Source organism: Paenibacillus piri (assembly GCF_004354045.1).
Classification (GTDB): Bacteria; Bacillota; Bacilli; order Paenibacillales; family NBRC-103111; genus Paenibacillus_S; species Paenibacillus_S piri.
In genome coordinates this window covers 248,858-272,714 of the sequence record NZ_SMRT01000004.1, presented here as the reverse complement: position 1 = coordinate 272,714, position 23,857 = coordinate 248,858, and the positions used below count along the sequence as shown (strand labels likewise).

Below are 23,857 nucleotides of genomic sequence, written 5' to 3'. Positions count from 1 at the left end.
CGGTACGCTTTTTTAATACATCAAATAAAAGGAGCTTGTATCGGTTATAAATTGGGGAAGCGCTTGCTGCGCTTCCCTGCAGATTTTTTTGGGGTTATTTGGATTTGCGGTTGGAACGCTGTCCTCCGTACATATGACCGCCTTGGCCTCCATGCCAGCTTTGTTGACCATATTGACCGCCATGCCAGCCTCCTTGTTGACCGCCATGCCAACCGCTATGATGTCCGTGCATACCGCCGTGATGCCCATGCATACCACCATGCATATGCGGATATAGTGGTGGTGGTGAGGGTAATAGTGATGAGGATATCCGTAGGTATGGTATTGATGGTAATGATAAGGGTTGTAAACCATGCTTTTCCACCTCTTTTCGCAGTGATGGAACATTTTATGCCGCTGTAGTAACCGCCGATGCTTGACCCAATGCAAATGGGTTTAAGAATAGGCTGGAGTCGGTCAAGTTGGTAAGCCTTGTTCGATGCTTGAGCTGTCCGCGTTTTTTTGTTTGCATAGAAGCGCCCTTCCTTTCTCATAATAACCTTAAAAAGGTTACCAATACGATTTTGGGAAAGGTGAATAGGATGAACAAACGGTTAATAGTTATTACGTTCTGCTTAATTTTCGTTTTGTTTGCGGGTTACCAGATGAAGCATCATCTCGATGTCCAGCAAACCTTCAGTAAAAATGACGTCAGATACGGTGATACCGGTAACGACGTGTATGAGATGCAAGGACGACTTAAATTTTTAGGCTTTTACCAAAGCGCCGTTGACGGCGACTTCGGCTATAACTCGCTGCGAGCATTAAAATGGTTCCAGTCCGAATTCGGCTTACAGGTCGACGGAATACTCGGAAGCAAGTCAAAGCTGAAATTATGGGAAGCGACCAAAAACTACAAGCCGACGGCAGCGGAGCTGCCGCCAAGCGCCGGAGGCGGAGCTCCGACGGGAGGCGCGTCGACGGGTAATCTGGCGCCTTCCAGCAATCTAGGCCTGTCGGAAGAGGATTTGAAGCTGATGGCGAATGCTGTTTACGGTGAATCGCGCGGCGAACCGTATATCGGTCAAGTAGCCGTGGCGGCTGTTATTTTAAACCGGGTGAAATCGGGCAGCTTTCCGAACACCGTATCCGGCGTCATTTTTCAGCCGGGCGCTTTTACAGCTGTAGCAGACGGTCAAATATGGCTGACACCGAACGAAAATGCCAAAAAAGCGGTGCGCGAAGCATTGAACGGCTCCGACCCGACCGGCGGCTGCATCTACTATTTTAACCCCGTAACGGCTACGTCCAAATGGATCTGGAGCCGTCCGCAGGTGAAGCAAATCGGTAAACATATATTTTGCAAATAGGTTAGCGCGAAGCAGCCGCTTTCGGTTGCTTCTTCTGTTTCTAAAGGAATATAATGGAACCAGGATAAGAAGAAACTGGAAAGGAGTCATGTCCCATTGAAAAACATTCAATTTGAACGCGGCAACGCCGGTAACATTCGTGTCCACGTCCTGCCGACGGACCAATTCAAAACGTATGCCGTTTCGGTATACATAGGCGCCCCCTTATTGGAGGACACCGTTACGCCTACGGCGTTCACTCCTTTCGTGCTTCGCCGCGGTACCCGGTCCTACCCGGAAACAAAGCAATTCAGAGAGCGGCTTGACGATTTGTACGGAGCAGGCTTCGGTTTCGATATATACAAACGCGGCGATTATCAGATGGTCCAATTTCGCATGGATCTGATTCAGGATCATTTTGTCAGCAGCAAGGAGTCGCTGCTTGAGCAGGGTATCCGTTTTATCGGCGAGGCGATTACGCAGCCAGCGTTGGCGAACGGCCAGTTCGTCGATAAATACGTCGATTCCGAAAAAATAACGCTGCAAAAGAGGATCGAGGCCATTATAAACGATAAAATCAGATATGCCGCCGAACGCTGCATCGAGGAAATGTGCAAGCTGGAACCGTACCGGTTGCATCAGCTCGGCAGCATCGAGGCGCTGCATAGCTTGACGCCGGACGCTTTATACGCTCATTACGGGCAGTGGCTTAAACAATCTCCCATCGATATTTATGTAGTGGGCCAGACGAGCTTGAATGAAGTGATGCCGCTAATCGAAAACAGCTTCAGCCTGCAAAACGAAGCGGCAAGCTACTCGGCCAAGATACAGCACCGGCAGGTGGAGAAGGTGCGCGAAGTCGTAGAGGAGCTGGACGTCAGCCAAGGCAAGCTGAATTTGGGGCTGCGCGGCTATACGACCTATGCCGACCCGGCTTATCCGACCATGCTGATGTACAACGGCATTTTAGGGGGCTACCCTCATTCCAAGCTGTTTACGAATGTAAGGGAAAAAGCAAGCCTTGCCTACTACGCTTCATCGCGTCTGGACGGTCATAAAGGCATTTTGACGATCCAGTCCGGCATTGAACTGGACAATTACGATAAAGCCGTCGCGATCATCCGCCAGCAGCTGGAGGCGATGGAAGCGGGGGACATCAGCGATACGGAGCTGCAGCAGACGAAGGCGATGATTTCCGGCCATTTACGAGAGCTGCAGGATTCGGCATTTGAGCTGATCTCGTTTGATTTTAACAATATATTGTCCGGTGTTGAACGAACGGTACCTAAGCTCATTGAAGATGTGCTCGTCACGGATAAAGCTGCGATCCAGACAGTCGCCAGGCAGGTAAAATTGGATACGATCTACTTTTTGCGTGACCGGAAGGGAGGAAAGCAGGCATGAAGGTAATTCCATATCCGCATGTCAAAGAAACCTTGTACGCCGAGCAGCTTCCGAACGGTCTGTCGGTTTATGTGCTTCCGAAGGAAGGGTTTTCCAAAACATATGCGACGTTTTCGACGCAGTACGGTTCCATTGACAACCATTTTCGGGTGCAGGGCGCCCAGCCGCTCAAAGTACCGGACGGGATTGCCCATTTTCTTGAGCATAAAATGTTCGAGGAGCCGACAGGCGACATTTTTTCCGTATTCGCCTCGCGCGGCGCTTCAGCCAATGCGTTTACAAGCTTCGATCGGACGTCCTATTTATTTTCGGCAACCGAGCATATTCATGATAATTTGCTGACTTTGATCAATTTTGTGCAAAATCCTTACTTTACGGATGAAAACGTCGAGAAGGAAAAGGGCATTATCGGTCAGGAAATCAAAATGTATCAGGATAACCCGGACTGGCGCTCGTATTATGGCCTTATCGAAGCGATGTATCATAAACATCCGGTGCATATCGACATCGCCGGAACGGTGGAATCCATCTCCCGCATCACGAAAGAGCTGCTGTACGATTGCTACCATACATTTTACCATCCGAGCAATATGAGTCTGTTTGTCGTCGGCGGCGTCAAGCCCGAGGAGATCATGGAGCTTGTCAGGCAAAATCAGGCGGCCAAAGATTACAAGCCGCAGGGCGCGATTGAAAGGCTGTTCGAACAGGAGCCGGCTGCCGTCAAGGAGAAGGAAAAAGTAATTGTCCTTCCCGTATCGCTGCCCAAATGCTTGTTCGGCTGCAAAGAGCCGGAGCAAAAAGCGACCGGCCAACAAATGCTGAAGCGCGAGTTGACGATGAAGGTGCTGCTCGATACGCTCGTCAGTCCAAGCTCGGCCATTTATCAGAAGCTGTATGACGAGCAGCTCATCTCCGACAGCTTCGGCAGCGAATATAACATTGGCGACAATTACGCATTTTCCGCGTTCGGGGGGGACACGAAGGATCCCGAAAAGCTGATTTCCCGGCTGCGCGAAGAAATTGATCGCGTTAAAGCGAACGGCGTGGCAGCGGCGGATTTTGAAAGAAGCCGGAAAAAGAAAATCGGCAGCTTTATGCGCTCGTTGAACTCGCCGGAAGCGATTGCCAATGAATTTACGAAATACCGGTTCAAAAAAATCGACCTGTTCGATGTGCTGCCGGTTTACGAGCAAATTACGATTGAAGATGTGAATGAGCGGCTGCGTCATCATTTTGATTGGAATCAGCTGGCCGTATCGATTGTCAGAAGTGAGCGCAAATGAATACGCCGGGGAAACCGTTCACCGAGCAGACGGTACTCGTGATGGGCGGGAGCCGCGGCATAGGCGCCGCAATTGCAGAGCGGTTCTCGTCCGTCGGCATGAACGTGGTGATTCATTATTTGCAGTCGCATGAAGCGGCCAACGAGACGGCCAGAAACTGTATGAAGCACGGCGCCAAAGTGTTGACGGCGAGCGCGGACTTGCGGAGCAGGGAGCAGCTGCTGCGGCTGCAGGAAAAGCTGGAGCAGCACCGGATGGTGCCCGATATTTTGGTGAACAATGCGGGCATCAGCCATTACGGCCTGCTGTCCGATGTGACGGAAGAACAGTGGGACGATGTCATCAACGTTAATTTGAAAGGGACCTTCCTGACGACGCAGCAGTTTATGGAGCCCATGATCCGGCAAAAATACGGCCGCATCATCAATGTTTCTTCGATCTGGGGCATCTCAGGCGCTTCCTGCGAGGTTGTGTACTCCACGGCAAAAGGCGGCATCAATGCGTTTACGAAAGCGCTGGCGAAGGAGCTAGCCCCTTCGGGAGTCACGGTCAATGCGGTAGCGCCGGGAGCTGTCGATACGCAAATGATGGCCGCTTTCGACTCCACCGAGAAAACGGCGATCGAGAACGAAATTCCGGCGGGCCGCTTTGGCAAGCCCGATGAAATCGCATCGCTCGTTTACTTTTTGGCTCTGCCTGAATCCGGTTATATTACCGGACAAATCATTAGTCCCAACGGCGGATGGCTGACCTGAATCCTGCATAGTTTCCCTCCTTTTTGCGAACATTATTTTTGTACTGCTAATTCATATAAAAGGAGGACTTCCCTATGGCAACTGTGTTGAAGGTTTTCGACCGCTGGAAGCAATTTTTGCACGACCGGGTGGAGCAGGCTGAAAAGTTTGGTATGAATGACGATACGATCAGCAAGCTGGCCGTTCAAATCGGCGAATTTTTGGCCGACAAAGTCGATCCGGAAAACAAAGAGGAGCGCATTTTAAAAGAGCTTTGGGACGTAGCCGACGAGAACGAGAAAAATACAATTGCGCGGTTGATGGTGAAGCTGGTTTCGCCGGAGAAGCTTTGATCCGTTTGCGCACAGTCCAACATGAACCATTCTTACCTTCGGGCCTCCTGTCATGGGAGGCTTTTCCGCGCTTTTCATGCTATACTTATATGGATTGATCTCTTAACTCTTAACGAAACAGGTTGATGAAAGGCGGACAGAAAAAGCTTGAAGATGAATAAACGATTGGCAATGATGATGTTGTTCGGCTTGATGGTGTTGATTGCCGGCTGCGGCAAAAATATTCCTGCAATAAATCAGGAATTGCTGCAATCGAAGAAATCGGTGCTGATGATAACGAAGCCCGATTTGAACGAGCAGATGGGAGCGGCGGTGCAAAAAACGCTGCTGAATTGGCGCGATTCGCATCATATCGCATTTGAATGGATACATACGGACGCATTCGAGGCGGTGCAGGCCGATAAAATAAAAGCAACGCCATACGATTACGTCATTGTGATAGGCAATGAGCTTACCAGGCAGGCCGCGGCCTCAGCTGTCGCGATAACGGATAAACGATGGATACTGCTGGACGATTCCGTATCGCAGCAGCCAGCTGCCGCGAGCGGAGATAACCTGGTTTGGAGAACGACCGGCGACGGCTTTATGGAAAAGCAATGGCAGGAATGGGTCAAACAGCAGCAAATCATCGGCAAAAGGTTCGAGTGGGTTACGGTTTCGTCCAGGCCGATTCCGTCGATGTGGGCCCCTTCCGAGGAGGCCGAAACGATTTCACTATCCGACGCCGAAGGCTGGTACCCGCAATTCCAGCTGCAGGTCAGGCAGCACGTGCCGGATTGGATTGTCGTTTATTCGCCATTGGATGCGAGCGTGCTTCAGCGGATGAAATCGCTCCAGGTGCCGATTGTGAACATGTCGCTCACTTCGATTCAGGTACAGTGGGAGCCCTTGCTTGCTTCATTGTTCGATTTGATTGAAAAGCAATGGACGCCGGGAGTAACAAATTACGATACGCAGGAATTGACTATTAACAAGCCGCAGTAACTTTAAACTTTTTCATCGGAACGGAAGGAATTTAGCGAAATTTGTAGAATATTTTCGTAAACTATTACAAAAATATGATAAAGAAGCTCACTTGACAAATTATGAGGTGCAGATTATGGAAAGCAAGCAGTGGTATATGGAATATAAAATATTTAAAAACCGCCCGGGATTGCTGGGCGATGTCGCATCCTTAATGGGGATGCTCGATATTAACATCGTAACGATTAACGGAGTGGAAGACCGTACCCGCGGCATGCTTTTGCAAACAAATGATGATGAAAAAATTGATTTGTTGGGTAAAATGTTGAAAAAAGTGGATAATATAACTATAACGGCGCTTCGCGAGCCCAAGCTTGTCGATATATTGGCTGTTCGTCATGGCCGCTACATCGAGAGAGATTCCGACGACCGGAAAACGTTCCGGTTTACGCGGGATGAGCTTGGCTTGCTCGTTGACTTTTTGGGTGAAATTTTCAAGCGCGACGGCAATCAGGTCGTCGGACTGCGCGGTATGCCGCGTGTCGGCAAAACGGAGTCCATCATTGCGGGAAGCGTATGCTCGAACAAGCGCTGGACGTTCGTTTCCTCCACGCTGCTGCGGCAGACGGTCCGAAGCCAATTGTCGGAGGATGAAATGTCGTCGAACAATGTGTTCATCATCGACGGGATCGTATCCACGCTGCGCTCCAACGAAAAGCACTATTCGCTGCTGCAGGAAATTATGAGCATGCCTTCGACAAAGGTCATTGAACATCCGGATATTTTTATTCGCGAATCCGAATATACGTATGATGACTTTAATTATATTGTAGAGCTCCGCCATACGCCGGATGAAGAAATTTCTTACGAATCGTTTACGAATGGATTTGCCGACTACTAGAATTGCACCGGGACGGTGTCGAAAAGAGGTGAGAACATGTCCGAACTTGGCCAGCTGCTGCGTAAAGCGCGGATGGAGAATAAAATTTCGCTGGAGGACCTGGAGGAAGCGACAAAAATTCGCAAGCGATATTTAGAAGCGATTGAAGAAGGCGATTACAAAATTTTGCCCGGCAATTTTTATGTCAGGGCTTTTATAAAGAGCTATTCCGAGGCGGTCGGCTTGGACCCCAACGAGGTGCTGAGGCTTTACCAGAACGTAATCCCGGCAACCGAAGCGGAAAAGAATATCGAACCGATCCGCAGTAAACGATCGGGGCGCAACACCGAGAAGATCGGAAAATGGGCGTCGAATATTATGATGGTTTCATTCGTGGTGCTCATTTTGGGGATTATTTATTATTATTTGAATATGAATTATCCGAATCATATGGACGATGTCAAGCCGGCCAATGAGCAGAACCGGATCACCGACAAGAAGATGGATCCTGCGGCCGCGAATGCGAATAACGGCACTGCCGCTGTGCCGATAAACGACAAGAAAACGGATCCTGTCGTTCCGCCGCCACCCCCGGCCCCGAAAACCGAGGTTAAGCTGACGAAAAGCCAGAGCGGGACGGATTACTACGCCGTCTCCAACGCCGACAAGCTGACGATTCAAATGAAGGTGACAGGCGATGCCTGCTGGGTTCAGATCGATTCTTTGGGACAAAGCCGCGAGGTGGTCGAGCAGGGAACGTATGCCAGCGGCAAATCCCAATCGTGGGAGCTGACCAATTCAGCTTTTCTTATTGTCGGCCGCTCCAATGCGATCGAATTGACGGTGAACGGCACGGTCATCCCGGTTGGCGATACCCCTAACCCGAAGCGGTTTCAAATCGAATTGCAAAAAGCTTGACAACGAGCAGCAGCAAAGACACTCTAAGGCGCTCCATTGGCCCAAGGTGTCTTTTTATGTTATGATATTAGGAAATTATGCCATGCATGAAAAGGAAGTGAACCCATGAGCTCGGAAAGTTCGTTCGATATCGTATCGAAAATGGATATGCAGGAATTGAAAAATGCGATTAACCAGGCTGAAAAAGAAATCGGCAACCGGTTTGATTTCAAAAACAGCAAAAGCAAGTTTTCGATAGAAAAGGATGAGCTGGTCGTCGTATCCGACGATGAATTCAAGCTGCAAAACGTACTCGATATTTTATACTCAAAAATGGCCAAACGGGGCATATCGCTGAAAAACCTCGATCACGGCAAAGTGGAGCCCGCCGCTTCCCAGACCGTGCGCCAGCGCATTAAGCTGAAGCAGGGGATCGATCAGGATAACGCGAAAAAAATCAATATTTTGATCCGCGATTCCAAATTGAAGGTGAAGAGCCAAATTCAAGGCGACCAAATAAGAGTAACCGGCAAAAGCAAAGACGATCTGCAGCAGATCATCCAGCTGCTCCGCAAGGAAGATATTCCTCTGGATTTGCAGTTTTTGAATTTCCGTTAACCGAATACACCGGTGTGTACTCTGTACCTTTGCGGGAGGGCTGAAGCGGCTTCTGTAAAGGTTCTTTTTTTGACACTGTTCATTCCGTTGTATTATACTTGATACTAAAATAGGTTAGGTCTATATATTGGAGGCAGTTTACATGACAGAGAGAGTGAAGGTAGTTACGTTGGGCTGCGAGAAAAACCTCGTAGACTCCGAAATTATGTCCGGTTTGGTTTTTGGACGTGGCTACGAACTGGTGAGCGACAAGGAAGATGCGACTGTAATTATCGTCAATACATGCGGATTTATCGATGCGGCGAAGGAAGAATCGGTAAATACGATCCTCGATATGGCAGATTTGAAACAAACGGGTCAGCTTAAAGCGCTGATCGTGTCCGGCTGCTTGACGCAGCGCTATAAAGAAGAGCTGATGAAGGAAATGCCGGAAATCGACGGCATCGTAGGCACCGGAGATTTTGACAAAATCAACGATATTATCGACGAAGCGCTGGCCGGGAAGAAGCCGGTGCTTGTCGGCAACCCTATATTCAATTATGAACAATCGCTGCCGCGACAGGTTACAACTCCCCGTTATACGGCGTATGTCAAAATTGCCGAGGGCTGCGACAATGCCTGTACGTTCTGCAGCATTCCGATCATGCGCGGCAAATTCCGCAGCAGAAGCATGGAATCGATCATTGCCGAAGTCGAGCAGCTGGCTTCGCAGGGCGTCCGCGAAATCAGCTTGATCGCGCAGGATTCCACCAATTACGGCACCGATCTGTATGACGGCTTCATGCTGCCGGCACTGCTGAACAAAGTATCCGAGGTTCCGGGAATCGAGTGGGTGCGCCTGCATTACGCTTATCCGGGATTTTTCACGGATGAGCTGATCGATACGATCGCCGCCAATCCGAAAATTTGCAAATACGTCGATATGCCGCTGCAGCATAGCGAGGACCGTATTTTGAAGCGGATGAGGAGACCCGGCCGGCAGCAGGACGCACGCGCCTTGATCGCCAAAATCCGCGAGCGCATTCCGGGCGTTTCGCTGCGGACTTCGTTGATTGTCGGTTTCCCCGGCGAAACCGAGGAGGACTTTGAAAACCTGAAGCAATTTATCCGCGAAATCGAGTTTGACCGGTTGGGCGTCTTCGCCTACTCGCAGGAGCAGGATACACCGGCCGCCCGTCTGCCGGATCAGGTTTCCGACGAGGTGAAGGAATTCCGCGCCAATACGCTGATGGAAATTCAAAGGGAAATTTCCAATTTGCGCAACGGCAGCCGGATCGGACAAACGATCGACGTGCTGATCGAAAAGTATGACGGCCGCAACGATGTGTATGTCGGCAGATCGCAATTCGACGCGCCGGAAATTGACGGCGAAGTATTTGTAACAGGCTCGCAGCTTGCAATTGGGGAAGTGGCCAAAGTCCGAATTACCCATTCATTCGAGTTTGATTTGTCCGGGGAGGTTGTAGCATGAACCTGGCCAACAGGATTACCTTGGCGAGGATATTCCTAGTTCCGATTATCATGTTCTTTTTGCTGGTCAACCTGAAGTTTCCGCATATACGGGTCGAGCAGTTCACCATCACCTACAACCAGATCGTTGCCGCGCTTATTTTTATCGTAGCCGCCAGCACGGACAGCCTGGACGGCTATATCGCCCGCAAGCGGAAGCTCGTCACCAACTTGGGCAAGCTGCTCGATCCGCTGGCGGATAAGCTGCTGGTGTCCGCCGTTCTCGTCTCGCTCGTGGAGATGGGGAAGGTAGGGGCATGGATTGTTATTGTCATTATAAGCCGGGAGTTTGCGGTTACCGGACTGCGTCAGATCGCTCTGCTGGAAGGGCATGTGATTGCCGCCAGCAAGTGGGGGAAATGGAAAACGGCGGCGCAGATCACCGCTATTATCGCGCTGCTGATCAACAATTTTCCGTTTGCCTTTATCAATTTCCGGTTCGATATGTTTGCCAGCTGGGTGGCGGCGATTATAACGCTGTATTCCGGTTTCGATTACTTTATTAAAAATAAGCACGTTATTAATTTTAACGAATGAAAACAGTAGGATGATCCTATTGTTTTTGTTTTATTTTATAAGGAGATGGGGATGGGACGATGAAAGCGGAGATCATAGCGGTAGGCACCGAGCTGTTGCTGGGACAAATTCTGAATACGAACGCGCAATATTTGGCGCAGGCTTGTGCGGACTTGGGGGTCGGGGTTTATTACCAGACCGTGGTCGGGGATAATACGGAGCGGTTGACGAATGCGCTGCAGACGGCCAAAAGCCGGGCCGATCTGATTATATGCACCGGCGGTCTCGGACCGACGCAGGACGACTTGACGAAAGATGCGCTGGCCGCTTCTCTTGGCCGGCAAATCGTAATGCACCAGCCGTCCATGGACAAGATCGAAGAGATGTTCCGCACGCGCGGAGTACATATGGTAGAGAGCAATCGCAGACAGGCGCTGATGCTGGAGAACAGCGATCCGCTGGCGAACGATAACGGGCTTGCCGTCGGCGTGGCGCTGACGCAGGACGGTACCAGCTATATATTGCTGCCCGGCCCGCCGAAAGAAATGAAGCCGATGTTCGAACGGTATGCGGCGGCGTGGATTTCGTCGAAAATGAATCAGGCGCAGCCCTTGTTTTCGCGCATGCTCAAGTTCGCCGGGATCGGCGAATCGTCGCTGGAGCACGAGCTGCTGGATTTGATCGAGCGCCAGAGCGACCCGACGATCGCTCCTTACGCCAAAGAAGGCGAGGTGGCGATCCGTTTGACCACACGGGCGGCAACACAAGCGGAGGCGGATCTTAAGCTCGACCCGGTCGAGCGCGAAATTCGCGGCAGGCTGGGGCAGCATATATATGCGGCCGAGGACGTTACGCTCGAGCAGGAGATCGTCCGCATCCTGAGTGGCCGCAAGCTGCTCCTGGCGGCTGCGGAGAGCTGTACGGGCGGCTTGTTCAGCGATATGATCACCTCCGTTCCCGGCAGCTCCGCCGTGTACCGGGGAGGCATCGTCTGCTACACCAATGAATTGAAGCACAAGCTGCTGGGCGTGCCTATGGACGTCCTTGAAGGTCCGGATGCGCCCGGAGCCGTCAGCAGCGAAACGGCGCGCCAATTAGCCGAACAGATGCGGGAGCAGGCCGGCTCCGATTATGCGGTGTCCATCACCGGTGTAGCCGGTCCGGATTCGTCGGAGGGCAAGCCGGTCGGACTCGTTTACGTGGGAGTTGCGCGCAAGCAGGGCGATACGGTTGTAGAACGGCTGCAGCTTTCCGGAAACCGGGCCTCGATCAAATGGCGCGCCGCCAAAAGCGCTTTGTATCAGCTGTGGAAGCTGCTCCGGACTGAATAAAAGCAGGGTGGCTCATCCCTCAAAATTAAGCTTGAAATGGTTGGCTGAGATGTCATATAATAGATATACGGAAGTACCGTAACAAGTCGTGGCCACTTTGTTACGGTTTTTCTTTTGAAATCGAATCGAATGTATGTTCGTAAAAAAATGCTTGGCAACACAAACAAAACCAGTTATCATGTAATTATCCAAATACGAAAAAAGGAAGTGACTGTTTTGGCAGATCGGCGTGCAGCATTGGAAAGTGCCCTTCGTCAAATTGAAAAGCAATTTGGGAAAGGCTCCATTATGAAGCTGGGTGAATCCACCCATATGCAAGTTGAAACGATCCCTAGCGGTTCATTGGCTCTCGATATTGCGTTAGGTATCGGCGGTTTTCCGCGCGGCAGAATTATAGAAGTATACGGACCGGAATCGTCAGGTAAAACAACGGTGGCACTGCATGCTATCGCCGAAGTACAGAAGGCGGGCGGACAAGCTGCGTTTATTGATGCCGAGCATGCGTTGGACCCGCTGTATGCCAGCAAGCTGGGCATTAATATTGACGAGCTGCTGTTATCCCAGCCGGATACGGGCGAGCAGGCGCTGGAGATCGCGGAAGCGCTCGTCCGCAGCGGCGCCGTCGATATTATCGTCATCGACTCGGTTGCGGCGCTGGTGCCGAAAGCGGAAATCGAGGGCGAGATGGGCGACTCCCACGTCGGTCTGCAGGCCCGTCTCATGTCACAGGCGCTGCGTAAGCTTTCCGGCGCCATCAATAAATCGAAGGTCATCGCGATCTTCATTAACCAGCTCCGCGAGAAAGTCGGCGTCATGTTCGGCAATCCGGAGACGACTCCCGGCGGGCGGGCGTTGAAGTTTTATTCCACCGTCCGGCTCGATGTGCGTCGGATTGAAACGATCAAGCAAGGCAACGATATGGTCGGTAACCGCACGCGTATCAAAGTCGTAAAGAATAAAGTAGCGCCTCCATTTAAGCAAGCGGAAATTGACATTATGTACGGAGAAGGCATTTCCAAGGAAGGCAGCATTATCGATATCGGTTCGGAAATGGATATCGTTCAGAAGAGCGGCGCTTGGTACTCCTTCGACAACGACCGTCTTGGACAAGGCCGCGAGAATGCGAAGCAGTTTCTGAAGGAGAACCCGCAGATCGCTGACGTGATCGAGAAGAAAATACGCGAGAACAGCAATCTGATCGTAGCGAACGGCTCCGACCTCGACGAGGTCGAAGAAGACGAAGATTTGGCGGCAATCGAATAAGCAGGTTAAGAGGCACCTTTACGATCGGTAGAAGGTGCCTTTGCCTTATAATCGGGGTGTTATTCAACTTGGATAATGAGTGGAACGAGATGAAAGCGACGAATGAGACGAAAGAGCGGAGCGTAACCGGAACGATAACGAAGGTCGAACGGCAGAAGCGATCGAAAGACCGGTACAACCTGTATATTGATGAACAATTCGCCTGCTCCATCCATGAGGATATACTGATTAAATACCGGCTTGTCAAAGGTGTGGAGGTCAGCCGCAATGAGATGAACGAGATCGCTCAAGCGGAGGACAAGCAGCGCGCATATTTGGACGCGGTAAGGCTGCTTGCGTCAAGACTCCGCTCCGAGCAAGAGTTGACCTTCCGGCTGAAGCAAAAAGGATACGACGGGCGGTTGATTACAGACACGCTGGAACGGTTGAAGCGGGAGAAGTATATCGATGACCGGTTATTTGCAGAGCAATTGGCCAAACAGCGGATCGGCTCGCAAAAGAAGGGACGCAACTGGGTTAAGCAGGAGCTGAAGCAAAAGGGTGTAAAGCCGGAGCAGATCAACCAAGCGATCGAGCAGATCGACGAAGATACGGAATACAGCAGCGCGCTGGAGCTCGCGTTAAAAAAATATCGTACGGAAGCGGCCGCAGACGTGCTCAAAGCCAAAAGAAAGGCGATTGCTTTTCTACAGCGCAGAGGGTACAGCTCGGGGGTCATTTCAAAAGTAATGAAACAAATCGGATCGGCGGGAGATTGGGAAGAGGAGGAGCTTGCGGAGTCCGATTTTGATGATTAACATCATTAATTTTAGTTGTTAATGCCATTTAATTTGATGGGATTATTTGGAAACCTCTTTCCGTAAGCTGTAACCGAACCAATTCTGTGCCGGACACCTTGACAAGCTTCTCGGACAAAAGATAAAATAATCATATGTATTTTTATACAAGAATCTTCCTGATTGCTTAACGGGAAAATTCGCAAAAGTAAAATCGCCAATTTTTACTTTAAATTCTTACGCTTGTAAAACGGATTAAAAACCATACTGTCCCAAGCTTACCCCTTGGAGAAACAACGAGGAGGTGAACTGGATGCTAGACAATCCGGTCATCTGGATTTTAATCGTTCTCGTTGTTGGTGCACTTTGCTTAGGGATTGGTTATTTTATCCGCAAATCCATTGCAGAAGCGAAGATTTCGAGTGCTGAACACGCCGCCCAGCAAATTAAGGAAAGCGCGACTAAAGAGGCGGAAGCACTAAGGAAAGAAGCGGTTCTGGAAGCGAAGGATGAAATTCACAAGCTCCGGACCGAAGCTGAAAAAGACATTCGTGATCGTCGAAATGAAACTCAACGACAAGAGAGACGTCTGTTGCAAAAAGAGGAATCGCTGGATAAAAAATTGGAATCTCTAGAAAAGAAAGAAGAGCAGGTCGCCAACAAAGAGAAAAGAATTGAAGAAACCCAATCGCAAATTGATGAAATTTACAAAAAGCAGGTTGCTGAACTGGAGCGGATATCCGCTCTGACGATGGAAGATGCGAAACAAATCATCCTGAGCAACGTGGAACAAGAAGTTCGGCATGAAACGGCGCAGTTGATTAAGGAAATCGAGCAGCAGGCTAAAGAAGAAGGCGACAAGAAAGCGCGCGAGATTATTACGCTCGCCATTCAACGTTGCGCTGCGGATCATGTAGCCGAAACGACCGTTTCCGTAGTTTCGCTGCCGAATGAAGAAATGAAAGGCCGCATTATCGGTCGCGAAGGAAGAAATATCAGAGCTTTGGAGACATTGACGGGAATCGATCTGATCATTGACGATACCCCTGAAGCCGTCATTTTGTCCGGTTTTGATCCGATTCGCCGTGAGATTGCCCGCACTTCGCTTGAGAAGTTAGTTGCAGACGGACGTATTCATCCCGCTCGCATTGAAGAAATGGTCGAGAAATCCCGCAAGGAAGTGGATGAGCGCATCCGTGAATACGGGGAACAGGCAACATTTGAAACCGGTGTTCATGGATTGCACCCGGATTTGATCAAAATTTTAGGCCGACTTAAATTCAGAACAAGCTATGGACAAAACGTGTTGAAGCATTCGATGGAAGTCGCCTACTTAACCGGATTGATGGCGGGAGAGCTCGGGGAAGACGTGACATTGGCGAAACGTGCCGGTCTCCTGCATGATATCGGTAAAGCATTGGATCATGAAGTTGAAGGGTCTCACGTTGAAATTGGCGTCGAAATTGCCAAGAAATACAAAGAGCACCCTGTCGTCATTAACAGTATTGCATCGCATCACGGCGACTGTGAAGCCACATCGGTCATTGCCATGCTGGTCGGCGCGGCAGACGCATTGTCGGCAGCCCGTCCGGGAGCGCGCCGTGAAACGCTTGAGACGTACATCAAGCGTCTGGAAAAGCTTGAAGAAATTTCGGAATCGTTCGAAGGCGTCGAGAAGTCGTATGCGATCCAGGCAGGTCGTGAAGTGCGCGTCATGGTTCAGCCTGAGAAGGTGGACGATACGGAAGCTTTCCGCCTGGCACGCGACATAACGAAGAAGATCGAAGGCGAATTGGATTACCCGGGTCATATCAAGGTAACCGTCATTCGCGAGACACGTGCAGTCGAATATGCAAAATAATAGTACAATGGGGAAAAGTGGCTGATTAAGCCACTTTTCTTTTGGCTTATACAAGAAGGGAGAACTTCGAGGCATGAGAATTTTATTCATCGGTGATATTGTCGGGTCGGTCGGGCGTAATGCGATGAAAACGTATTTGCCGAAATTGAAAACAAAGCTGAATCCGCATTTTATTATTGCAAACGGGGAAAATTCGGCTGCAGGGAGAGGAATAACGGCAAACATTGCCAAGGAACTGTTCGAGCTGGGCGTGCATGGCCTTACGATGGGCAATCATACGTGGGACCAGAAAGAAATTTTCGATTTTATCGATGACGAGGAACGGATGGTCAGACCGGCCAACTTTCCGAAAGGGACGCCGGGCCGGGGCTATACGACAATCAAAGTGAAAGACCAGGAGCTGCTTATTATCAACTTGCAAGGGCGTACTTTTTTGCCGCCGCTGGATTGTCCGTTCGAAAAAGCGGACGCCATTTTAGAGGCGCAGAAAAAAAAGCATAAGTATATATTGGTTGACTTCCACGCGGAAGCAACGTCGGAGAAGCTTGCAATGGGGTGGCATTTGGACGGGAAGGTGTCGGCTGTGGTAGGTACTCATACGCATGTTCAAACGCATGACGAGCGCGTTCTGCCGCTTGGCACGGCATATGTCACCGATGTCGGCATGGTAGGGCCGCGTGACGGAATTCTCGGCATGGAACGAACGGCAGTCATGCAGAAATTCAGGACGCAGCTGCCGGTCCGCTTTGTCGTGGACGAAGGGAAGTGGCATTTTCACGCGGTATGCATCGATTTGGATCCTGCGACCGGCCTCGGTAAAAAGGTGCAGCTCATACGGATGGATGAGGACCAGCTGCTGTTTGAATAAATAATCAGAATTGAACGACGATTCAAAATTATTAGAAAATACCATCTTCGAGAAGAAGGAATTAACCGCAAATTCCTAGAATATGAATAGTACTGGAAGCAATCCATCATTCCCGAGGAGGTACTTTTCATGGAAGTATTAAAAGTTTCAGCAAAGTCCAATCCTAACTCCGTAGCTGGCGCGTTAGCAGGGGTATTGCGTGAGCGTGGGGCAGCCGAGCTGCAAGCGATCGGTGCCGGCGCCCTCAACCAAGCTATTAAAGCCGTAGCGATTGCCCGTGGATTTGTGGCTCCCAGTGGGGTTGATTTGATTTGCATACCAGCGTTTACCGACATCGTGATCGATGGTGAGGATCGGACGGCTATTAAACTGATCGTAGAGCCTAGATAATAGCTCCTATCCATCCAAATATGGTTTGGTTATCCGCCTGTTTACATTGTAGACAGGTTTTTTTAATTTATCCTGGATGCCGGCTGCGCTTGGAGTTTCAGAAACGAACCATGAGAATGGAGGGAGTTGGCCGATGATTATCGACGGTCATTGCGATGTATTGTGGAAAATGGTCGAGCACCCGGAGATTGACTTTTACGACCCGCATCAAACCGCGCTGGATGTCAGCTATGCCCATGTGGTCAAATCGGATATTAAAATTCAATGCTTCGCCATTTATTTATCCGAAGCAGTCCGGCAGCCCCGCTTCGATCATTATTTGGAGTACATAAATATTTTTTATCGCAAGGTTGCACAAACCGACAAGTGGATCGTCATCAAAAACAAGTCCGACCTGGAGCAGGTGATGAACGGAACGAAGCGCGGAGCGATCCTTACGCTGGAAGGGGCGGATGCGATTAACGACCATTCGCTGTATACGCAAATCTTGCAGCTGCTTGGCGTGCGTATGATCGGCGTCACCTGGAATCATGCCAATTGGGCGGCAGACGGTGTATTGGAACCAAGACAGAGCGGATTTTCAAATAAAGGGAAAAGGTTTATTAAAGAGTGCAATGATTTGGGTATAATATTAGATGTGTCTCATTTATCGGTTCGGTCTTTCTGGGATCTTGCGGACCATTCCGCGAAGCCGATCGTAGCAACGCATGCGAACGCAAGAGCGGTCTGCAGCCACCCCCGCAACCTGAACGACGACCAGATCCGCACGTTGATTCGGATGGAAGGTCGAATCGGTCTCACCTTCGTCCCATCGTTTGCGAGCGGCGGCGGCAGCGCTTCGATTGATTCGCTGCTCAGGCACGTCGAGCATATTTGCGCTTTGGGCGGGGAACACAATCTGGTGCTTGGCTCCGACTTTGACGGAATCGATACGAAAATACCTGGTTTGGAGCATGCCGGACATTTCGCTAATTTGACGGAAAAACTTAGCCGGTATTACAGCAAGGAGTCGGTTGAAGGCTTTTTATTCGGAAATTGGCACTCATTTTTCGCTAAAAACTTGCCTGCGCTGTAAATAAACGTTTACATCTGGAATGGATATCGTTCAGTAAATAATCAATCTAATTTCGATATAGATATCATCTAAAAATACTATGTTTCATTTTGTCGTAAACCACTTGCTTTTTAGCGCGTAAAATCATAAAATTTGGATGACAACTGAAAGAAATTTTTTATCCAATTATTAAATTTCTTTTAACCATAAGTTGATCTGTTGCAAAAAGTCAGTGACTATTCAGAAGGAGTGGACAACGGTGATTAGCCAATTATCTTGGAAGATCGGAGGACAACAAGGGGAAGGTGTTGAAAGTACCGACAAAATTTTCTCTACGGCGTTGAATCGTCTTGGATATTATTTGTACGGGTACCGTCATTTCTCCTCTCGTATCAAGGGAGGGCACACCAACAACAAGATCAGAATCAGCACAAAGCCTATTCGTGCGATTTCGGACGATCTGGATATCCTTGTTGCATTTGACCAAGAAACAATCGATTTAAACGCATTTGAGCTTCGGGAGAATGGAGTAATCGTGGCCGATGCGAAATTTAATCCTGTGGTACCAGAAGGCGTCAAAGCCCGTTTGTTCCCTGTTCCGATTACGGCTATTGCTGAAGAGCTAGGAACTTCCCTATTTAAAAATATGGCTGCTTCCGGCGCATCTTGGGCTTTGCTCGGGCTGCCTTTGGAAGTGTTTAATAAAGCGGTGGAAGAAGAATTCGGACGCAAAGGTCCGGCCGTCGTCGAGAAAAATATCGAAGCGGTACGTAAAGCGGCTGAATTTATTTTGGAAGCAAACGGCGGTCCGCTGCCAGAGTTCCAATTGGAGCCTGCGGACGGCAAGCAAAAATTGTTTATGATCGGTAACGATGCGATCGGCCTTGGCGCCGTTGTCGGAGGCTGCCGTTTTATGCCGGCCTATCCGATTACCCCCGCATCTGAAATTATGGAATACTTGACCAAGGTGCTCCCCAAATTCGGCGGCGCTGTTATTCAAACGGAAGACGAAATCGCTGCGGTAACGATGGCGATCGGAGGCAACTACGGCGGTGTCCGCACCATGACGGCATCGGCGGGTCCCGGTCTTTCCCTGATGATGGAGGCCATCGGTCTTGCCGGCATGACGGAAACGCCGATTGTGATCGTGGACACGCAGCGCGGTGGTCCAAGTACCGGCCTTCCGACCAAGCAGGAGCAATCCGACTTGTACGCGATGATTTACGGTACGCATGGCGAGATTCCGAAGATCGTGTTGTCGCCTTCGACAATTGAAGAATGCTTCTATGACACGATTCAGGCGTTCAACCTTGCCGAGAAATACCAATGTCCGGTTATTTTGCTGACAGACCTTCAGCTTTCGTTAGGCAAACAATCCTGCGAGATGCTGGATTACAATAAAATTCAAATCGAACGCGGACGTCTGATCGAAGGCGAGCTTCCGGCTAACGAGGAGAATAAACTGTTCAAGCGTTATGAATATTCGAATGACGGTGTATCGCCGCGCGTAATTCCGGGCCAAAAACACGGTATTCACCATGTGACCGGCGTCGAGCATGACCAGGAAGGCCGCCCGTCGGAGAGCACGGATAACCGCAAGAAGATGATGGATAAACGTATGGAGAAAATGAACCATATCAAGGTAACGAACCCGATCCTGGTCGATGCTCCTCATGCAGAGCCGGACTTGCTCATTATCGGCATGGGCTCCACAGGCGGTACGATCGACGAAGCGAGAACGCGCCTGTCGGCTCAAGGCATTAAAACCAACCATGCAACGGTTCGTCTGCTGCATCCGTTCCCGGCCGAAGAATTGAAGCCATATATCGCTAAGGCCAAAACGGTAGTTGTCATTGAAAACAACGCTACGGCTCAATTGGCATCCTTGATCAAATTGAACGTAGGTTATGCGGATAAGATCAAAAGCTTGCTGAAATATAACGGTAACCCGTTCTTGCCGGCAGAAATTACAACATTTTGTCAGGAGTTGAATCTTGTATGGCAACATTAAAAGACTTCCGTAACAATATTAAACCGAACTGGTGCCCGGGCTGCGGCGACTTCTCGATTCAAGCGGCAATTCAAAGAGCGGCTGCCAGCGTTGGCCTGGAGCCTGAACAGTTGGGCGTCGTTTCCGGTATCGGCTGCTCCGGACGTATCTCCGGTTACATTAACGCATACGGCTTCCACGGTGTACACGGCCGTTCGCTTCCCATCGCGCAAGGCTTGAAAATGGCTAACCGCGAGCTGACTGTGCTTGCGGCAGGCGGCGACGGGGACGGATTTGCGATCGGTATGGGCCATACGGTACATGCGATCCGCCGTAATATCGATATTACCTATATTGTCATGGACAACCAAATATACGGCTTGACCAAAGGCCAAACTTCGCCGCGGAGCTCCGAAGGCTTCAAAACGAAAAGTACGCCTGCGGGCTCCATTGAATCCGCATTGTCTCCGTTGGAAGTGGCTTTGGCCGCTGGCGCGACATTCGTGGCTCAATCGTTCTCCAGCAATCTGAAGCAGCTGACGGCTTTGATCGAAGCCGGTATGAAGCATAAAGGATTCTCGTTCATCAACGTATTCAGCCCTTGTGTCACGTTCAACAAAGTTAACACCTACGACTGGTTCAAAGAAAACATCGTGGATCTGGAAGAAACGCCGGATTACGATCCATCCAACCGTGTTATGGCGATGACCAAGATTATGGAAACGAACGGATTGCTTACCGGATTAATTTATCAAAATACGAGCAAAACCAGCTACGAAAATCTTGTTCCCGGCTTTAAGGAAGAAGCGCTTGCCAAGCAAAATCTTAAAATTTCGGAACAAGAATTTGACAAATTGGTTGCCGAATTCAAATAATCACGTCATACCAGAAGCATATGGCTCACCGCCATATGCTTTTTAAGTTAATCAGCATAAGATTTTATACCTGGCTTCGCACAACCTTGATAAACGCGCTCGTCCCTAAGGACGGCCAAGCTGTTTATTCTGGTTTGGAAAAACGCTATAATAGAAACAGCCGATGGAAAGGGATAAAGGCAAGCCTCTTCCAATCGTACATCGACAGCCTCAAATAGATTTACATATAGAGATAAGCGGGGTGGACGCAATGAAACAAGTACCAATCGGCGTTTCCGCAAGACATATTCATTTGTCCGAGCGGCATATCGAACAATTATTCGGCAGCGGCTACGAGCTGAAAGTATTGAAAGAGTTATCCCAGCCGGGACAATATGCCGCAGCGGAAACCGTTGCGGTTGCAGGGCCGAAAGGCCGTTTTGATAAAGTACGCATTCTCGGGCCGGCCCGCGGTAAAACACAGCTGGAAATATCGCGCACGGATGCGTTTGTTGTCGGACTGAATCCGCCGGTTCGCGAATCGGGAAAAACGGAAGGCACACCGGGTGTTCAGATTATAGGTCCGGCCGGCGAGGTTACAGTCGACGAAGGCGTCATTGTGGCTGCCAGGCACATCCATTTCCATACAAGCGATGCCGAACGTTGGGGTATTAAGGACAAGCAACTGTTAACAGTCAAAGTGTCGGGCGAGCGTGCCCTCATTTTTGAGCAAGTGCTGGCGCGGGTCTCCGATCAATATGCGCTCGATATGCATATCGATACGGATGAAGCGAATGCTGCAGGTGTCAAGACGGGAGATATGGCTGAAATTTTGTTGTAATTGCGGCAATGTGCGCTTGAACGAAAATTCTCTGCTTGACGCAGAGAATTTTTGGCGTTTAGCATTTTGTGCGGAATTCGCCTTTTTAAGGGACTTGGAACTGCCGTAGGAAAAATGTTATAATTTATCGTCAAGACTATTCATAAATGACTTGTTTATATAGAAGGAAGGTGCACCATTTGCCTAAGGAAACGAAAGATTACGAGAAATATTTTCAGCCGCCGTCTCTCACCGATGCAAAAAAACGGGGGAAAGAGGACATTCAGGTCCATTACGATTTTGACATTCCGGAAGAAATGCGTGCTTTCGGCCATGACAAATATTATTTGATCCAAACCTACGGCTGCCAAATGAATGAGCATGATACGGAAACGATCATGGGACTTCTGGAGCAGATGGGCTACAAGCCGACGGAAGACCGCCGTCTAGCCGATGTAATATTGCTGAATACATGTGCCGTACGCGAAAATGCCGAGGACAAAGTATTCGGAGAGCTGGGCCATTTGAAGCATTTAAAAGCCGAAAAGCCGTCGTTGGTGCTCGGTGTATGCGGTTGTATGTCGCAGGAGGAAGCGGTCGTCAATCGAATTTTGAAGAAGCATCCGTTCGTCGATTTGATTTTCGGTACGCATAATATCCATAGACTGCCGTTTTTGTTAAAGGAAGCATATTTCAGCAAAGAAATCGTTATCGAGGTATGGTCCAAAGAAGGCGATATCGTCGAGAATCTTCCGAAAAAACGCGAAGGCATTAAGGCCTGGGTCAACATCATGTATGGCTGCGACAAGTTTTGCACCTATTGTATCGTACCGTATACCCGCGGCAAAGAGCGCAGCCGGAAGCCGCAGGACGTGCTGGCCGAGGTGCGAGATTTGGCGAGACAGGGCTATCAGGAAATTATGCTGCTCGGTCAAAATGTGAATGCTTACGGGAAAGATTTTGAGGATAGCGATTATCGTTTCGGCGATCTGATGAACGATATTTCGAAAATCGATATCCCCAGGGTCCGCTTTACGACGTCGCATCCACGTGATTTTGACGACCACCTGATTGAGGTTTTGGCGAAGAGGGGCAATCTGGTGGAGCAAATCCATTTGCCGGTCCAATCGGGCAGCAATGAGATATTAAAACGGATGAGCCGCAAATATACGCGGGAGCATTATTTGGAGCTCGTTGCCAAAATCAAAGAAGCGATTCCCGATGTAAGTCTGACAACAGACATTATCGTCGGCTTTCCTGGCGAAACGGAAGAGCAGTTTGAAGAAACGCTCGCGTTAGTCAAAGAGGTTAAATACGATAGTGCGTATACGTTCATATACTCCCCTCGCGAAGGGACTCCGGCAGCCGATATGACCGACGACGTTCCGATGGAAGTAAAGAAGAACCGTTTGTACCGGCTTAATGACGTGTTGGGCCAATTCAGCAAAGAAAGCAACGATAAAATGAAGGGCCAACTGCTGGACGTCCTGGTCGAAGGCGAAAGCAAAAATAATGCCGACGTTTTGGCCGGCCGTACTCGTACGAACAAGCTGGTTCATTTAACCGGACCGAAGGACTTGATCGGCAAAATCGTACCGGTTCAAATAACCGATGCCCAAACCTGGTACATCAAGGGCGAATGGGTGTCCGCCGCTGTAGCGAAATAAAACAATAAATATTGGACAAGGAGCGTGCCGGCCAGTGTCAGGACACGATAATCATAACCATCATGACCACGATCATGAACAAATGCAATGCAGCAATATGGAATGCTTTACGAATACGGAAATGATCGTGCGCGAGGATATTATGGCAAAAGCGAAAGAATTGGCGGATTTAATCTCGACTTCCAATGAGGTTCAATTTTTTCAAAAGGCGGAAGTTCAGATATCGTCCAACGATCAGATTCAGACGCTCATCAGCGCCATTAAAAAGAAGCAGAAAGAAATTGTAGCCTTCGAGTCATTTGAAAATAAAAAAATGGTCGAGAAAATCGAAAAAGAGATTGAGGAGCTGCAAAATCAGCTGGATTCGATTCCTATCGTCAACGAGTTCCGCCAGTCGCAGGAGGATATCAATTATTTGCTGCAGCTGGTCATGTCTGTCATTCGCGACACGGTTTCCGAGAAAATTACGGTCGAATCGAGTTCAGCCAGTTAATTCGC

24 protein-coding genes are annotated in these 23,857 nt (G+C 49.6%); 23 read left to right on the top strand and 1 reads right to left on the bottom strand.

Features of this window, described 5'->3' with window-relative positions:
• Positions 1 to 12: 12 nt before the first annotated feature.
• Complete coding sequence (locus E1757_RS35760) at positions 13 to 354, bottom strand: hypothetical protein (protein WP_165972087.1); 342 nt, start codon at positions 352 to 354, stop codon at positions 13 to 15.
• A gap of 227 nt (positions 355 to 581) precedes the next feature.
• Between E1757_RS35760 and sleB the strand changes: the two genes are divergently transcribed.
• From sleB to E1757_RS11640, 23 genes are all read left to right on the top strand, one after another.
• Entirely contained in the window at positions 582 to 1,349 is a 768-nt protein-coding gene (sleB, locus tag E1757_RS11750; protein WP_133227999.1) for a spore cortex-lytic enzyme, read from the top strand.
• Between the two features lie 96 nt (positions 1,350 to 1,445).
• Positions 1,446 to 2,732, top strand: coding sequence for an EF-P 5-aminopentanol modification-associated protein YfmF (gene yfmF / locus E1757_RS11745; RefSeq protein WP_133227997.1), 1,287 nt, complete (start codon positions 1,446 to 1,448; stop codon positions 2,730 to 2,732).
• Positions 2,729 to 4,015: an EF-P 5-aminopentanol modification-associated protein YfmH gene (gene yfmH, locus E1757_RS11740; RefSeq protein ID WP_133227995.1), complete on the top strand. Its 1,287-nt coding sequence runs from the start codon at positions 2,729 to 2,731 to the stop codon at positions 4,013 to 4,015. The genes yfmF and yfmH overlap by 4 nt, the downstream gene beginning before the upstream one ends.
• Entirely contained in the window at positions 4,012 to 4,770 is a 759-nt protein-coding gene (gene ymfI, locus E1757_RS11735; protein ID WP_133227993.1) for an elongation factor P 5-aminopentanone reductase, read from the top strand. The genes yfmH and ymfI overlap by 4 nt, the downstream gene beginning before the upstream one ends.
• A gap of 74 nt (positions 4,771 to 4,844) precedes the next feature.
• Positions 4,845 to 5,102, top strand: coding sequence for a DUF3243 domain-containing protein (locus tag E1757_RS11730; RefSeq protein ID WP_133227991.1), 258 nt, complete (start codon positions 4,845 to 4,847; stop codon positions 5,100 to 5,102).
• Positions 5,103 to 5,249: 147 nt separating this feature from the next.
• Positions 5,250 to 6,086 (top strand): hypothetical protein, encoded by an 837-nt coding sequence (locus E1757_RS11725; RefSeq protein ID WP_133227989.1) that lies wholly within the window; start codon positions 5,250 to 5,252, stop codon positions 6,084 to 6,086.
• Positions 6,087 to 6,201: 115 nt separating this feature from the next.
• Positions 6,202 to 6,966: a YmfK family protein gene (locus tag E1757_RS11720; protein WP_133227987.1), complete on the top strand. Its 765-nt coding sequence runs from the start codon at positions 6,202 to 6,204 to the stop codon at positions 6,964 to 6,966.
• 36 nt (positions 6,967 to 7,002) lie between these two features.
• Positions 7,003 to 7,863, top strand: a complete 861-nt coding sequence (locus E1757_RS11715) for a helix-turn-helix domain-containing protein (protein WP_133227985.1) — start codon at positions 7,003 to 7,005, stop codon at positions 7,861 to 7,863.
• A gap of 105 nt (positions 7,864 to 7,968) precedes the next feature.
• Positions 7,969 to 8,460 carry a YajQ family cyclic di-GMP-binding protein gene (locus E1757_RS11710; protein WP_133227983.1) on the top strand — a complete coding sequence of 164 codons (492 nt, stop codon included), beginning with the start codon at positions 7,969 to 7,971 and terminating at the stop codon, positions 8,458 to 8,460.
• A gap of 142 nt (positions 8,461 to 8,602) precedes the next feature.
• On the top strand, positions 8,603 to 9,931 hold the full coding sequence (gene rimO, locus E1757_RS11705) for a 30S ribosomal protein S12 methylthiotransferase RimO (protein ID WP_133227981.1): 1,329 nt from the start codon (positions 8,603 to 8,605) through the stop codon (positions 9,929 to 9,931).
• Positions 9,928 to 10,506 carry a CDP-diacylglycerol--glycerol-3-phosphate 3-phosphatidyltransferase gene (gene pgsA / locus E1757_RS11700; RefSeq protein WP_133227979.1) on the top strand — a complete coding sequence of 193 codons (579 nt, stop codon included), beginning with the start codon at positions 9,928 to 9,930 and terminating at the stop codon, positions 10,504 to 10,506. The genes rimO and pgsA overlap by 4 nt, the downstream gene beginning before the upstream one ends.
• 59 nt (positions 10,507 to 10,565) lie before the next feature.
• Positions 10,566 to 11,816, top strand: a complete 1,251-nt coding sequence (locus tag E1757_RS11695) for a competence/damage-inducible protein A (RefSeq protein WP_133227977.1) — start codon at positions 10,566 to 10,568, stop codon at positions 11,814 to 11,816.
• Positions 11,817 to 12,032: 216 nt separating this feature from the next.
• Positions 12,033 to 13,079 (top strand): recombinase RecA, encoded by a 1,047-nt coding sequence (gene recA, locus E1757_RS11690; RefSeq protein ID WP_133227975.1) that lies wholly within the window; start codon positions 12,033 to 12,035, stop codon positions 13,077 to 13,079.
• A gap of 68 nt (positions 13,080 to 13,147) precedes the next feature.
• Positions 13,148 to 13,876 carry a regulatory protein RecX gene (locus tag E1757_RS11685; protein WP_246079153.1) on the top strand — a complete coding sequence of 243 codons (729 nt, stop codon included), beginning with the start codon at positions 13,148 to 13,150 and terminating at the stop codon, positions 13,874 to 13,876.
• Between the two features lie 292 nt (positions 13,877 to 14,168).
• Positions 14,169 to 15,716, top strand: coding sequence for a ribonuclease Y (gene rny, locus E1757_RS11680; RefSeq protein ID WP_133227973.1), 1,548 nt, complete (start codon positions 14,169 to 14,171; stop codon positions 15,714 to 15,716).
• A gap of 73 nt (positions 15,717 to 15,789) precedes the next feature.
• The gene (locus tag E1757_RS11675) at positions 15,790 to 16,584 is read left to right on the top strand and encodes a TIGR00282 family metallophosphoesterase (RefSeq protein WP_133227971.1); all 795 of its coding nucleotides are present in this window, start codon (positions 15,790 to 15,792) and stop codon (positions 16,582 to 16,584) included.
• 129 nt (positions 16,585 to 16,713) lie between these two features.
• Positions 16,714 to 16,974, top strand: a complete 261-nt coding sequence (locus tag E1757_RS11670; protein ID WP_006286829.1) for a stage V sporulation protein S — start codon at positions 16,714 to 16,716, stop codon at positions 16,972 to 16,974.
• A gap of 133 nt (positions 16,975 to 17,107) precedes the next feature.
• Entirely contained in the window at positions 17,108 to 18,049 is a 942-nt protein-coding gene (locus E1757_RS11665; protein WP_133227969.1) for a dipeptidase, read from the top strand.
• A 238-nt stretch (positions 18,050 to 18,287) separates the two neighbouring features.
• Positions 18,288 to 20,039: a 2-oxoacid:acceptor oxidoreductase subunit alpha gene (locus E1757_RS11660; protein WP_133227967.1), complete on the top strand. Its 1,752-nt coding sequence runs from the start codon at positions 18,288 to 18,290 to the stop codon at positions 20,037 to 20,039.
• Positions 20,027 to 20,893 (top strand): 2-oxoacid:ferredoxin oxidoreductase subunit beta, encoded by an 867-nt coding sequence (locus tag E1757_RS11655; RefSeq protein WP_133227965.1) that lies wholly within the window; start codon positions 20,027 to 20,029, stop codon positions 20,891 to 20,893. Before E1757_RS11660 ends, E1757_RS11655 begins: the two co-directional genes overlap by 13 nt.
• 250 nt (positions 20,894 to 21,143) lie before the next feature.
• Positions 21,144 to 21,713 (top strand): phosphate propanoyltransferase, encoded by a 570-nt coding sequence (pduL, locus tag E1757_RS11650; RefSeq protein WP_133227963.1) that lies wholly within the window; start codon positions 21,144 to 21,146, stop codon positions 21,711 to 21,713.
• 179 nt (positions 21,714 to 21,892) lie between these two features.
• Positions 21,893 to 23,359, top strand: a complete 1,467-nt coding sequence (miaB, locus tag E1757_RS11645) for a tRNA (N6-isopentenyl adenosine(37)-C2)-methylthiotransferase MiaB (protein ID WP_425464836.1) — start codon at positions 21,893 to 21,895, stop codon at positions 23,357 to 23,359.
• A gap of 97 nt (positions 23,360 to 23,456) precedes the next feature.
• A complete protein-coding gene (locus E1757_RS11640) occupies positions 23,457 to 23,852 on the top strand; it encodes a YlbF/YmcA family competence regulator (RefSeq protein ID WP_133228424.1) in 396 nt (131 codons plus the stop codon).
• Positions 23,853 to 23,857: the final 5 nt, after the last annotated feature.